Consider the following 13,502-nt stretch of genomic DNA (forward strand, 5'->3'; position numbering starts at 1 on the left):
CGCAGGGCGTATATCCGGGGGAACCCGGATATACGGGCACCGATCAAGGGGCCCGGGTCGCGCCGAGCCGCTCGAGGACTTCTTCGGCGCGGGCCGCCGCCGCCCGGCCGATCGCCCGCAGCGCGTTGTCGTCGAGCTGATGGTCGGTGCGCATCCGGGTGGCGAGCAGCTCCACCGGATCGACGTCCGCGGCGGGGGCCCGTAGCCCTAGCAGGCAAGGGCCGGCGCCGGTGCGCAGCTCGCCGACCTCCGTGGCGGCGGCGCCCGCGATCGCCTCCACGTCGGCGCTGTCGGCCGACAGGACGCTGACGACGGGGGACCGGCCGGCCGCGACGAGATGCTCGCCGCGGCAGAACAGCACGGGCAGCCCCGCGCATGCCGGCGGCGCGAGGGTGGCACCGGCCAGGTCGTCGCCGGGTATGCAGACGGCGACGATGCGGCACCCGCCGGCGCCGGCCTTACGCCGTGCCGCCGCGACGGCCTCAGCCGGATCCGGGGCGTTGGTGACGTCGCCGCCGAAGAGCAGGGCAGCCGCACCCACCGCGTGCCACGGGCGGACGCCCGCCGAGACGACGGCGTCCTGCGGGCCGAGCACGCTGAGCAGACCGATGGCGACCGCCTCGTCGCCCACCGGAACCGCCCGCATGAGGCGTTGTTCCAGCCGGCGGACCACGAGCATCCGGTGCAGCAGGCCGGTGCGGCGAGCCGCTGTTGCCTCCACCATCGCGGCCTCCCGCGTACGCCCGGGGCCTATGACCAACGCCACACCTAGCGTGGCCGCCGTCGCCACCGAGCGCAAGCGTCCCTGGTGGGAGCCCTGATGTGGGCGTCCGGTTGGCCGGAAAGGCAGCTCTTCCACCCGATCGGCTCACGGTCCGGTCGCCATGATCCGCTACTGTGTGTGACGTTTGTATCGGTCCCGAATGTGCAGGAGTCGCTGGTGGTGGACGTGACGAGCGCCAGAGCGCCCGCCCGGGATCGTTATTTCGACACTCTGCGTGCATTGGCCATCGTCCGGGTCGTGGCGTACCACGCCTTCCATTACGCCGTCCTCGCCCTACTTTTCCCATCCATGGGCGTGATGTTCGCACTGGCCGGTTCCCTCATGGCGAGGTCGCTCGACCGGTCCGCGGTGCCGACCGTCGTCCGCGGCCGGCTCCGGCGCCTGCTGCCGGCTCTGTGGGTGATGGCCGCCGTCCTCGTGCCGCTGATGCTCGTGGCCGGCTGGGGGCACCGGCCGGCCTGGCCCGCCTTCCTGCTGTGGCTGCTTCCGCTGGCCACACCCCCGGCCAGCCACGGGCTCGGTGACGTCGGCGCGGAGGGCGCGGGCGTGCTCTGGTACCTGGCCACGTACCTGTGGCTGGTGCTGCTGTCGCCGCTTCTGCTGCGGCTCTACCGGCGGCAACGGCTCCTGACGATCGCTTTGCCGCTGGTCCTCCTTGCGCTGCTGCACAGCCGGCACATCGCCGACGGCAACAACGCGGTGCAGACCGCCGGGTACGTCCTCACGTTCCTCCCGTGCTGGCTGCTGGGGTTCGCGCACCGCGACGGCGACCTGCGCCGGATCCACCCGGTCGTCGTCGCCGGGGTGGCCACCGGCTGTGCCGCGCTCGGGCTCGGCTGGGTCGTGGATCACCCGGGACCCGGCGGGCTCGACCTCGTGCCCTTCCCGCTGGCGCACGCGCTCTACTCGATGGGCTTCGTGCTGGCGCTGCTGCGCCTGAACCCCGGGATGGCCTGGCTCGCCCGGGTGCCGCTGCTGCAGCGGGCGGTGTCCGCCCTGAACAACCGGGCCGTGACCATCTACCTCTGGCACAACGTCGTGATCACGGTCGCGATCATCATCGGGGACCGCTTCGAGCTCTGGGACATCCGCCCGGGCGCGCTGATCTACCTCGGCTTCACCTGCATCGCCCTGTCGCTGCTGACCGTCGCGGTGCTCGGCCTCGGCTGGGTCGAGGACCTGGCGGCCCGCCGCCGGCCCCGGCTGCGCCCGTGGCCGGTCCGGGAGCCCCGCCACGCCGCCGGGCGGATGCCCGACCGGGTGGACCGCGGCCCGCGGGTCGGCGCCGCCGCCTGAACGGTCAGCCGGCGAACCGGGGGATGACCTCCTCGGCGAAGCGCAGCATCGGCTCGTGGTCGTACGCGACCCGGGGCACGTACACGATCACGTAGTCGGCGCCCGCTTCGGCGATCCGCTCGATGCGCCCGATCGTGTCCGCGGTCGAGGCGTTCAGGTCGAGCTCCAGCCCGGTGGACTTGATGATCCGGTCGTAGTCGCGCCCCAGGGCGTCGCAGTGGCCGCGCAGCACGCCCAGCTTGTGGCGGATGAGCTCCGGATCGCCGCCGCCCACGTTGCAGGCGTCCGCGTACTGGGCGACGAGCTTGAGGGTGACCTTCTCGCCGCCGCCGCCGAGCCAGAACGACGGGTGCGGCTTGCGGACGCCCTTCGGCTCGTTGATCGGCTTGTCGATCGCGTAGTGCCGGCCGGAGAAGACCGGCTGCTCCTCGGTCCACATCCTGTGCACGATCTCGACGGCCTCACGGAACTCGCCCATCCGCTGCGGCACGTCCTTCCACTCGTAGCCGTACGCCTTCCACTCGTGCTCGTACCAGCCGGCGCCGAGCCCGGCGTAGAGCCGTCCGTGGCTGGCCACGTCCACGGTCGAGGCGATCTTGGCGTAGAGGGAGGGCTGCCGGTAGCCGTTGCAGCCCACCATCTGCCCGATGTTGACCCGGCTCGTGTCCCGGGCCAGCGTCGACGTCACGGTCCAGCACTCGAAGACGGTGTTGAGCGTCGGCTCGGGAACGGTGTGGAAGTGGTCGTAGACCCATACCGAGTCCCAGGGGCCGGCGTCGGCGGCCCGGGCCACGGCGGTCATGGCCTCGTACTGCTCGACCGGGTCGGCGATCTCGACCAGGTCCATCTTCCAGCCCTGCGGCACGAACACTCCGAAGCGCACACTCATGTCGGCAACGTACCCGATCATGTGTCACCCGGCCGGTCGACGACGTCCATGGCGTGCGCCGCGGGATGCCACCATGGAGCGTGCCGATCGCGAACGAGAAGGGCTCCTTCCCGGGGGAGCCCGAGCTGCGCACCTACCTGGCGGTGTGCGAAGTCCCGCCGCACGAGGCCGAGCGATGGCTCGCCGCCCACGAACGGGCCTGCGCACCCCGGCCGCCGGGTGCGGTGAGCGTCAGCGAGGCCCGGCCGCGGGACCTGGGCGTTCACGCCGCCATCCGATGCCCCGGGACGGAGGGCGAGGTGCCGGCGTACATCGAGCGTGACGTCGACGCCGACCTGCGAACCGCCCTGCGCCGCGGCGCTGATCAAGGGGCCTTCGTCCTGCTGGTCGGAGGCTCCTCGGTCGGCAAGACGCGGACGCTGTACGAGGCGGTGCTGGCCGAGTTCCCGCACCGGTGGCTGGTGCATCCCGCCGACCCCGGCGAGATACGCCGCCTGACCCCGTCACCGCACGTTCCCGCGGTGATCTGGCTGGACGAGCTGCAACGCTACCTCCGCAGCGGTGACGGCCTGGACCCGGGAACCGTACGAGCGCTGATGCGCGCCGGCCAGGTGGTCGTGGGAACGATGTGGCCCGACGAGTACGGCGCCCGGATAGCCCGGCAAGATGCCCCTGATGCCAAGCTGCTGGCGTCGGCGTCCGTGTTCACGGTGGACGGTTCTTTTACCCGGGCGGAGCGGGAGCGGGCCCGGCAGGTCGCCCTGACAGACGGCCGGGTCCGGCTGGCGCTGGAGAGTCGTGACGCCGGGCTCACGCAGGTCCTGGCCGCCGGGCCCGAGCTCGTGCGCTGGTGGGAGCAGGCGCCGGAGCCGTACGCCCGGGCCGTCATCACGGCCGCCGTGGACGCACGCCGTCTGGGCATGGAGAGCACACTGACCACCCGATTCCTCGCCGACGCCGCACCCGGTTACCTCGATCGCATCGAGCGCGCCACGGCGCCGGGCGACTGGCTCGAGCGGGCCGTCGCCTACGCCACGACGCCGCTGCACGGCGCCGCATCCGCCCTCACCCCGGTCGCCGGCGACGCCATGGGCGAGGTGGCGGGCTACCTCTGCGCGGACTACCTGCTGCAGCACGGCCGCACCAGCCGGCGCACCGCGATGGTTCCGGCGGCGTGCTGGGAAGCGCTCGTGAAGCACGTCGGCGACGTCGGCGACGGCAGCCGCCTGGTGCGAAGCGCCCGGAACCGGATGCTCTTCGGCTACGCGGAACCGCTCTATCGCTGGCTCGTGGCCAACGGTGACATGATCGCCCGCCACGATTACGCCAACCTGCTGCGGGAACAGGGCCGCCGCAGCGACCTGCTGACCTTCTACCGCGAGCAGGCGGACGCGGGTGACCGCGTCTTCGCCGGCAGTCTTGTCAGCCACCTCCAGCTCCACGGCGACATAGGCGAACTTCGAGCGCGGGCTGTCGACGGCGACGTGGACGCCGCCGTAGCCGTGGCCTGGCTCCTGCCGGCGGAAGAAGCGGTGAGGCTCCTGCGGCCCCATGCGGCTGCCGCCCACGGTGAGGCGGCAACGAGACTCGCGCACCTGCTCGACAGGGAGGACGGCCTCGACGAGGTCATCGCGGCCCTCCGTCCCGCCGCGGAGGCCGGCGACGAGGGCGCCGCCGACGAGCTGGTGTTTCTCCTCGAGGAGGGCGGCCGGGCGGAGGAGGCGCTCGAAGTCCTCCGCGCTGCCGTGGCCGCCGGCAACAAGAGCGCGTGCGAGGACCTGACCTACCGGTACGAGGAAGCAGGCAGGCTCCATGAGCTCGTCCCGCTGTGGCGCAGCGCCATAGAGGTGATCGGCAATTACGAAGTGTGCCTCCTGCAGGAAGAACTGCGGCGACAGGCCCGGCTCGAGGAGTGGGAGGAGTCTCTGCGACGTCGGATCGCCACCGATGACCACTGGTCAGCGCTGTACCTCGCTGAGCTCCTGCAGGAACGCGGCAGGTCCGAGGAGGCGGTGCAGGTGCTGCGTCCGGTCGCCAACGCGGAATCGGAATTGAAGCCGTGGGACACCTCCGATTACGCCGCGGACCGCAGGCGGGCCTGTTCGGAGGCGCAGGAGCTCCTGGCCGACCTGCTCGCCGAGCTGAAGCGCGAGGACGAACTCGTCGCCCGCGCCGCCGGCGGCGACGAATGGGCGGCGCCCCGGCTGGCCGACCTGCTGGCCGAACAGGGCCGGGAGACCGAACTCACCGCCCGCGCAGCCGCGGGCGATCCGTCGGCGGCGCAGCGGCTGGCACGTCTGCTGGCTGACCAGGGGAGGACGGCCGAGCTCGAGGCGCGAGCGGCCGCCGGGGACGGCCCGGCGGCCATCGTCCGCGCCGACATGCTGATGAAAGACGGCTCGGCTGCGCAGGCGGCGAGATACCTGTGGAGCCTGTTGCCGGCAGGGCATCCGGACGCGGTGGACCGGCTCATCGGACTGCTCGCCCGCGACGACGACATTCCGGAGGTCCTGACCGTTCTGCGGGCACGCCCGGATGCGGCCGACGGCTACGCCATCAGCCGTCTCGTGCGCGATCTCGAGAAGCAGGGGCGGGTGGAAGAATTCCTCGAGCTCCAACGGGCCAGGGCTGCGGGCGGTGACCCGCTGGCCTCCAGTGAGGTCGCCCGTCTGCTGGCCGCTCACGGGCGAGCGGACGAGGCCGTCGAGCTACTGCTCAAGAGCTGGCCGGACGGCGACCAGCTCATCGACCTGCTGGTCGAGCAGGGCCGCGTCGACGAGGCGATCGACCGGATCCGGTCCTCGCCCGACGGGAGCACCCACTACCGGCTGGCCGCCCTGCTCGGCAAGCAGGGCCGCACCGAGGAGCTGCGCCTGGAGGTCCGCGCCGGCACCCCGGGTGCGGCCGATCGGCTGTGCGAGCTGCTGCACGTCCAGGGCACCGTCGGCGAGGAGCACGTCCGGAGCTTGCGGACGTACGGCCTGAACGCCGACGGTTCCCTCCGGCAGCCGGGTCCGCTGCACTGACGTCATGCAGCGGCTGCCCGACGTCATCGAGGTCGCCGGGGAGCACGCCGCGTCCCGTCACGCATCGGCGAAGGCGTCGTACTTGATGCGGGTGGACGGGATCTGCATCTCGGTGAGGCGCCGCAGGGTCGCCGAGACCATCGGCCCCGAGCCGGCCACGTAGAAGTCGTGGTTGCGCCACGGGCCGTGCCGCGACAGCACGTCGGGGATCGCGCCGCGTTCCCCGGGGTAGTCGGGTTCGTCGCTGACCGCGCGGACGATGGTGAGCCACGGGTGGCGTTCGGCGATGCGGTCGAGAGGTTCCTTGTCGTAGAAGGCGTCGCCGTGGCGTTCGCCGCGGAACAGGTGCACCCAGCGGGTGCGGTTGTAGCAGGTGAGCTCGTCGAGCAGCGCCTTGACCGGGGCGAGCCCGGTGCCGCCCGTGACCAGGACGACGTCGCGGCGCGAGGTGGCGTCCAGCGTCATCGACCCCATCGGGGCGCCCAGGCGCAGCATGTCGCCGGGCTTGAGCCGGCGGACGAGGGCGCTGGAGACCCAGCCGCCGGTGGAGCGGACGTGGAACTCCAGCACGCCGTCGTCGCGGGGGCGGTTCGCCATCGAGTACGTGCGCCACAGCCGCGGCTGGTACGCCGTCTCGATGCTGACGTACTGGCCGGCCCGGAACCGCAGCGGGTGCAGGGGGCGGCAGGTGAACACCGCGACGTCGGTACCGCGCCGCTCGTGGGTGAGGACCTCGGCGTGCCAGTACGGCGGGCCGTCGTCCTCCGCCGCCCCGGCGATCATCTTGCCGGCGACCAGGTCGTAGACGTCGTTCCACGCCTGCTCGTACAGGCTGTTCCAGGCCTCGCCGGCGTGGGTCCGGATCGCGTCGAGCAGGGCCGCCTTGACCTGGGCGTAGTGCTCCGGGGTGACGTGGAACTTACGGTGGTCGCGGCCGAGGGCGCGCAGGTACTCGTCGAGGTGCCCGGGGTCGTCGACCAGCTGGACCGTCGCCACGATGGCACCGAGCAGGCGGTGCCGCTGGATGTCCATCTGCACCGGGAACAGGTCGCGCAGCTGGGGGTAGGACAGGAACATGCGGGCGTAGAAATGAGCGGCCACGCGGTCCTGGCGGTCCTCGACGAGCGCCCAGCTCTCCTTCAACGTGGTGGACAGACTGGCCATGTGATCAGGGTCGTGAGCACCCGGCCCCGCCGGTCGCACACGCGGTGCGACTCGGCGGGCCGGCGCCGGGTCATTTGCGGTGCGCGGCGACGTCCTGCTCGCAGGAGGGCATGAGGTCCATGCCCTTCGTGATGGACCTGCGGTCGTTCTGCTCCCCGCCCAGCATGATGTCGGTGCCGTTGTCGCCGACCTCGACGTACTTCACACCCTTGCCCTTGAGGCACGTGACGACGTCCCGGGCGAAGTCCTTCGCCTCGGGGTTGGACGGGTCCTTCTCCCACGGGGGCAGCGGGTAGTACAGCGGCTGGCAGATCCGGTCGGCCGCCTCCAGCTTGTCCACCTCGGACCCGGTCGGACGGTGATCGCCGCGCCAGTCCTCTTTGGGCTTCGCGCCGTGCTCGCGCAGGCAGGTGTTGTACGGCCCGAGCATCGCCTCGAACTCCTCCGGTGTGGTGTCCAGGCGTTCCCGGGGCCGGTTCGCCGCCGCCGACGCGGAGGCCGCGGGGGTGGCGCCGGTGCTGACGAGGGTCGCCACCTGCCGTTCCCCGCCGGCCGAGTCCTTCGTCGACGAGCACGCCTGCACCGCCACGAGCATCGCCACCGCCACCAGCAGGCTTCCCGCCGTGCGTTTCCGGACCATCATCGTGCCTCTCTGCCTCGTGTGCCTCGAGGCAGGATCGCGGGCAGATGTGTGGAAACCGTCAGGTCGCGTCGCTGCGGTCCCGGGAGCCGATGTAGTCGAGCACCTCCGGGTCGGTGGCGTGCAGCCGGTCGACCTCCTCGCCGGCGTCGCAGCTGAGCAGGGCCACCACGACCGACCCGGGTGAGCGGCCGAGGACCCGCCAGGTCGCGCCGGAGTCCTCCCAGCGGCGCAGCAGCTGCAGCGGCGACGACCCGGGCGCGGGGCGGCCGATCAGGTCCGGGTTCGCGTCCTCCTCGGTGAGCAACGAGCCGTCGGCCACCCGGTCGGCCGTCGCCCGGGCCCACGCGGTGAGCCGACCGACCGGCACGCCGTGCGGAGGGCTGGTGGCGTACGGCTCGATCCGGTCGGCCGCGCGCCGCAGCAGGCGGGCCGCGCCGACGGAATTGCCCCGCCGGGCGTGGGTGAGCCCCACGGCGAGCTGAGCCAGGCCCTGCCAGAGGTCGCGCTCGGGCTCGCCGGCCGCCTTCCACGCCGCCTCCAGCACCTCGTGGGCGTGGAAGGGGCGTCCCGCCGCCAGCAGGCGCTGGGCCTCGCACAGCGACTCGGCCGGCGGCAGGGCGATGTCGTCGGGGGTCGTCGGCACGCCGGTCATGCCGTGCGGCAGGGGACGGCCCAGGCCGTCGCGGGGGCGGGCGTTGCGGGGACGGCCCGCCGCGTCGCGGTCGCGTGAGTCGTGGTCGCCGGCTTCCCGGCCCGGTGCGGTGGTGGCCATGACCCGATTCTGCCCCGCCGGGCGCGGCACCGCGCGAGGCGCGGGGTACCGCCGGGCGGTGTCAGACCGCGCCGGCGGCGGTGGGCCCGGCGACGGGGTGGGCCCGACGGGAGCCGCGGAAGTCCGGCTCGGCCACCGGCCTGCCGAAGTGGTAGCCCTGCGCCAGCCGGTACCCCAGGCGTTCCAGCTCGGCCGCCTGCTCGCGGGTCTCGACACCCTCCGCGACGGCGGTCAGTCCGAGCCCGTTGGCGACCTGGATCAGCGCGGTGGCGATGACGGCGTGCCGCCCCGCCATGGTGATCGTGTCGACGAAGCTCTTGTCCACCTTCAGCACGTCGACCGGCACGGTCTGCAGCAGGCCGAGCGACGAGTGGCCGGTGCCGAAGTCGTCGAGCGCGATCCGTACGCCGAGGGCCCGCAGGTCGTGCAGCGCCTCGATCGCCTGGCCGCCCTCGAACACCGCGGTCTCCGTGACCTCGACGGTGAGCCGGCCGGCGGGCAGGCCGCTGTCGCGCAGCGCCTCGGCGACCATGGCCGAGAAGCCGCGGTGGGCGAGCTGGCGGGCGGAGGCGTTGACGCTGATCCGCTCCGGCGCGTCGGCGCCCAGCTCGGCGCTCCAGCGGGCCGCCTGCCGGCAGGCCTCGCGCAGGATCCAGGCACCCAGCTCGACGATCAGCCCGTTGCGTTCGGCGGCCGGGATGAAGTCCACCGGCCCGACCACGCCGCGCTCGGGGTGCTCCCAGCGGACCAGGGTCTCGACGGCGACGATCCGCCCCTGCGGCAGCTCGACGATGGGCTGGTAGACGAGCCGGAACTGCCCGGTGTCCAGGGCGGTGCGCAGCTCGGCGCCGAGCTGCGCCTCCTCGCCCGCCTGGCGGTCGAGCTCGGGCACGTACCAGCGGAACGGCTCACGGCCGTCCTTGGCCGCGTACATGGCGAGGTCGGCGCGGCGCAGCATCTCCATCGCGTCGGCGCCGCCGGCGCCGTCGGTGAGGCCGATGCCGGCGCTGACCAGCAGCTCGTGGCCGCCGCTGCGCAGGGGCTCGTGCAGGGCGGTCGTGATGCGGCGCACGACGTCGCTCGCGGCCCCCGCGTCGGCGTCGGTGATCAGCACCGCGAACTCGTCGCCGCCCATGCGCGCCACCAGGGTGTCACGGCCGACGGTGGCGGTCAGGCGGTCGGCCACGGCGATGAGCAGCTGGTCGCCGACGGAGGGTCCGAGCTGGTCGTTGACGCGCTTGAACCCGTCGAGGTCGAGCAACGCCACGTACGGCCGCCCGCGGGCCAGCTCGGCGCCGAGGACCTGCTCGAAACGGCGCCGGTTGGCGAGCCGGGTCAGGTCGTCGTGCATGGCCAGGTGCTCGAGCTGACCGGCCTGCTGCTGCACCTGCCCGACGAAGCCGAGCATGCGCAGCAGCACCAGCAGGAACAGGATGATCGCGCCGATGGCGATGAGGGCGCGGTCCAGGACGTTGCCGCCGATCGCGGGCACGAGCAGCAGCGCCGGCCCGAGCAGCGAGCTGACCAGCAGCAGCACGACGCGCGGGGCGCCGACGCGCACGGCGGCCCGGTCGGCGGTGCCGGTGCCGGCAGATCGCATCGACGGGTGCAGCGCGGCGGCGGCCCAGGAGACGTACGACATCAGGAATGCGGCGTCGAACGCGGTGCCGTCGGCGTCGGAGTAGAGGCTCACCACCGAGAAGCCCACGTCCCCGACGAGGAGCAGGATCACGGCGGTCAGGAGCAGGCGGGTGCCGGCCGTACGCTCGGCGGCACCGAAGTAGAGGCGGGCGAGCAGGGCCAGCAGGGCCGCGTCGGCTGCCGGATAGGCCACGCTGACGAACCGTTCCAGCGCCGAAACGCTGGAGTCCCCGGCGACCGGCTCGATGACGAAGATCCAGAAGACCAGGCCGAGCCCGACGGCCACGGTGGCGGCGTCGACCAGGGCGGCCTTGTCGCGCCCGCCGCCGCTGCGCACGAGCAGGATCAAACCCACCAGGAGCATCGGGTACGCGCTCAGGTAGAACGCGTCCGCCGGCGACGGGTACGGCTCCTGGTGCAGCACGTACTCGTAGTACTCGTAGACGACGTCGCCGGCGACCCACACCAGCTGCCCGCCGGCGAACCAGTACCACATGGCCGGGCGCTCGGGCCGGTGCACCCGTACGGCGCCCAGGATGAGCAGACCGGAGAGGAGTCCGACGACGTTGTAGCTCAGATTGCGGGCGAAGCTGTCGGCGGGCAGCAGGTAGTAGCCGCCCGTGGCCAGCGCTCCCGCCGCCAGCCACAGCCACCACCACCGCCCATGCCGCACGATCTGCTATCGGCGCCCTGGCGCGGAACATGAGGAGCCTGCACCGTGCAGGAAACCGGTCATGCGGCGGCCAGCTCCCGGACGACCCGGACGAAAAGGTCGATATCGGCCTCGGTGGTACGCCAGTTCACGATCGCCGGGCGCAGCGCGACGCGCCCGTCGTACACGGTGGTGCCGGCGAAGACCCGGCCGTCCGCCAGCAGCGCCGCGCCGACCCGGCGGTTCAGGCCGTCGAGCTCGCTCTCCGGCACGCCGGGCGGGCGTACGCGGAAACACACGATGCAGAGCGGGACGTCCGCCAGCCGTTCCAGGTCATCGGCCTCGTCCACCCGCCGGGCCAGGTGCCGCGCGAGGTCGAGGTGGCGCTCCACCATCGCCCGGTATCCGTCGCGCCCGTAGGCGGCCAGCGTGGCCCAGATCGGCAGCGCGCGGGCTCGGCGCGACGACTCCGGCCCGTACAGTCCGTAGCCGCCACCGGGGTCCTGCGGCCCGGGCAGATAGGCGGCGCCCGGCATGCCGAAGGCCGAACCGAGCCGCTGGGGCTCGCGGATGAGCGCGAACCCGCTTTCGTACGGGACGTTGAGCCACTTGTGGGCGTCCGCGGCGATCGAGTCCGCCCGCTCGATGCCCCGCGTCAGGTGCGACGAGCGCGGCGACAGCGCCGCGAAGAGCCCGAACGCGCCGTCCACGTGCAGCCAGGCCCCGTGGTCGCGGGCCAGGTCGGCGAGCGCCTCGAGCGGGTCGAAGTCGCCGGCGTTGACCTCCCCGGCGTTCGCGATGATCACTGCCGGGGCGTCGCCGAGCGCGTCCAGCCGTCGCGCCATGGCGTCCAGGTCGACGCGCCCGACCCCGTCCGCGGCGAACACCTCCACCGCGTCGCGGCCGTGGCCGAGCATCTGCAGCGCCTTACGGGCGCTGGCGTGCACGTAACCCCCGGACAGCACCGGCATCCGGGGCAGGCCGGCGAGCCCGTCCCGTACGGGATCGGCGCCGAGCCGCTCGCCCCACCAGTGCGTGGCGCACCCGAGCGAGGTGAAGTTGGCGAAGGTCGCGCCGGCCACCAGGGCACCGCCCCAGCCGGCCGGCAGCCCGGCCAGCGCCCGGAGCCAGTCCAGCACGACCGCCTCGACCTCGGTGCCGAAGGCCGACGACGCCCGCGCGAAGCTGTTCTGGTCCAGCAGCGACGCCGTCCAGTCCGCGGCGAGCGCCGCTGGGGTGGCTCCGCCGGTGACGAAGTGGAAGAACCGGGGACCGGACGAGGCCGTTGCGGCGGCGGTGCCGGTGGCGATCAGCCGCTCGACGGCCGCGACGGTGCCCAGGCCGTGCTCCGGAAGGGCACCGCCGAGCGCGGTGAGCAGCTCCGCTGCCCCGTCGTCGTAGACCTTGCGATCGGCCAGGGAGTCGAGATAGGGGCCGGCGGCCGCGGTCACCCGGCGCAGAGCGTCGGCCGCCAGGTCCCGCTCGGCGAGGGGATCGGTCATCCCCTCAGCTTTCCACCGGGGCGCTGATCAGGTAGTCGTCGGCGTCCGGGCTCCACGCGAGGGCCACCGCGCCGCCGGTCGCCGCCGCCTTGCAGAACTGCAGGAAGCTGCGGTAGCCGAGTTTGCGCTCGCTGAAGTCTGGCGCCACCTTGCGGAGCTGGTTCTTGAGGCCGGACAGCGGCACCGGCCCGTCGCGCCCGGCCAGGTCGACGACGACCGCGCGCAGCAGGGCGAAGGCCGTCTCCCGGTCGCCGTGCTCCGGGAGCGTCACCTCGGGGTCGCCCTTGGCCGTGCGGTCGCTGAGCTCCACCACGTTGTGCTCGGCGAGGTGGCGCAGCAGCTCGCCGAAGGCGCGGAACCCCCAGTCGGCCTCGTTGAAGGTGGGGTCCTTGCGCAGCAGGGTCCGCTTGAGCGTGGAGGAGGTCACCGCGCCGCCGGAGCTGCGCTGCAGACCCGCCACGGTCTGCGCCACCAGAGCGGTGAGGGCGTCCATGTCCCGGGCGGGCGCCTCCGCGGCGGGCTGCGGCTCGGCCTCCGGCTCCGGCACGACCGGCGGCGCGGCCGGCTCCGGCGAAGGGACGGTGCGGCCGCGCCGGGCCCGCTCCGGCGGTGCCTCGACGCCGTCGAGGCGGTCGTAGTAGAGGAACTCGTCGCAGGCCGGGGGCAGCATCGCGGACGTGGTCCGCTCGACCCCGACGCCGATCACGCGCTTGTTGAGCTCCCGCAGCTTGTGGACCAGGGGCGTGAAGTCGCTGTCGCCGGTGCAGAGCACGAACGTGGAGATGTAGTCCCGCTCGAACGCGAGCACCAGCGCGTCCACGACCATCTTGATGTCGGCGGCGTTCTTGCGGGAGGCGCCCATGCGCTGCGGCATGTCGATGAGCTCCACGTGCGAGCGGGTCAGCATCCGGCGGTCCTCGTCGAAGTACGACCAGTCCGCGTACGCCCGCCGCACCACGACCCGGCCCCGCTCGGCGAGCGCATCGGTGACCGGGCGCAGGTCGAACGTCATGCCGCCGAGGTGCTCACGGGCGCCGATCGCCAGATTCTCGTAGTCGAGGAACAGGGCGATCCGCTCTTCTTGATCCACGCCGGCCAGCGTACGCGAGGCAGGATGGTGAAGCCCGGGGCCG

The 13,502-nt window shown here is 73.0% G+C and carries 10 protein-coding genes; 2 read left to right on the forward strand and 8 right to left on the reverse strand.

The genetic code is table 11. The features are described from left to right. Positions 1 to 43: 43 nt before the first annotated feature. Positions 44 to 724, reverse strand: a complete 681-nt coding sequence (locus ACIBO8_RS28010) for a hypothetical protein (protein WP_396118309.1) — start codon at positions 722 to 724, stop codon at positions 44 to 46. 177 nt (positions 725 to 901) lie between these two features. Between ACIBO8_RS28010 and ACIBO8_RS28015 the strand changes: the two genes are divergently transcribed. Next, entirely contained in the window at positions 902 to 2,080 is a 1,179-nt protein-coding gene (locus tag ACIBO8_RS28015) for an acyltransferase (protein WP_396118310.1), read from the forward strand. Positions 2,081 to 2,084: 4 nt separating this feature from the next. Here ACIBO8_RS28015 and ACIBO8_RS28020 read toward each other — a convergent pair whose 3' ends face one another. Next, a complete protein-coding gene (locus ACIBO8_RS28020; protein WP_396118311.1) occupies positions 2,085 to 2,969 on the reverse strand; it encodes an LLM class F420-dependent oxidoreductase in 885 nt (294 codons plus the stop codon). An 80-nt stretch (positions 2,970 to 3,049) separates the two neighbouring features. Between ACIBO8_RS28020 and ACIBO8_RS28025 the strand changes: the two genes are divergently transcribed. After that, positions 3,050 to 5,995 carry a hypothetical protein gene (locus tag ACIBO8_RS28025; protein ID WP_396118312.1) on the forward strand — a complete coding sequence of 982 codons (2,946 nt, stop codon included), beginning with the start codon at positions 3,050 to 3,052 and terminating at the stop codon, positions 5,993 to 5,995. A gap of 57 nt (positions 5,996 to 6,052) precedes the next feature. Here ACIBO8_RS28025 and ACIBO8_RS28030 read toward each other — a convergent pair whose 3' ends face one another. The 6 genes from ACIBO8_RS28030 to ACIBO8_RS28055 all read right to left on the reverse strand — a co-directional run bounded on the left by ACIBO8_RS28030 (position 6,053) and on the right by ACIBO8_RS28055 (position 13,459). Next, entirely contained in the window at positions 6,053 to 7,159 is a 1,107-nt protein-coding gene (locus ACIBO8_RS28030) for a globin domain-containing protein (protein ID WP_396118313.1), read from the reverse strand. Positions 7,160 to 7,229: 70 nt separating this feature from the next. Next, complete coding sequence (locus tag ACIBO8_RS28035; protein WP_396118314.1) at positions 7,230 to 7,802, reverse strand: hypothetical protein; 573 nt, start codon at positions 7,800 to 7,802, stop codon at positions 7,230 to 7,232. Between the two features lie 58 nt (positions 7,803 to 7,860). Then, positions 7,861 to 8,574 (reverse strand): DUF309 domain-containing protein, encoded by a 714-nt coding sequence (locus tag ACIBO8_RS28040; protein ID WP_396118315.1) that lies wholly within the window; start codon positions 8,572 to 8,574, stop codon positions 7,861 to 7,863. 61 nt (positions 8,575 to 8,635) lie between these two features. Then, positions 8,636 to 10,888 (reverse strand): putative bifunctional diguanylate cyclase/phosphodiesterase, encoded by a 2,253-nt coding sequence (locus ACIBO8_RS28045; RefSeq protein WP_396118316.1) that lies wholly within the window; start codon positions 10,886 to 10,888, stop codon positions 8,636 to 8,638. Between the two features lie 59 nt (positions 10,889 to 10,947). Beyond that, positions 10,948 to 12,369 (reverse strand): pyridoxal phosphate-dependent decarboxylase family protein, encoded by a 1,422-nt coding sequence (locus tag ACIBO8_RS28050; RefSeq protein WP_396118317.1) that lies wholly within the window; start codon positions 12,367 to 12,369, stop codon positions 10,948 to 10,950. A gap of 4 nt (positions 12,370 to 12,373) precedes the next feature. Next, positions 12,374 to 13,459, reverse strand: a complete 1,086-nt coding sequence (locus tag ACIBO8_RS28055; RefSeq protein WP_396118318.1) for an NYN domain-containing protein — start codon at positions 13,457 to 13,459, stop codon at positions 12,374 to 12,376. Between the last annotated feature and the right edge of the window lie 43 nt (positions 13,460 to 13,502).

This window comes from Actinoplanes sp. NPDC049681 (assembly GCF_044465265.1).
Lineage (GTDB): Bacteria > Actinomycetota > Actinomycetes > Mycobacteriales > Micromonosporaceae > Actinoplanes.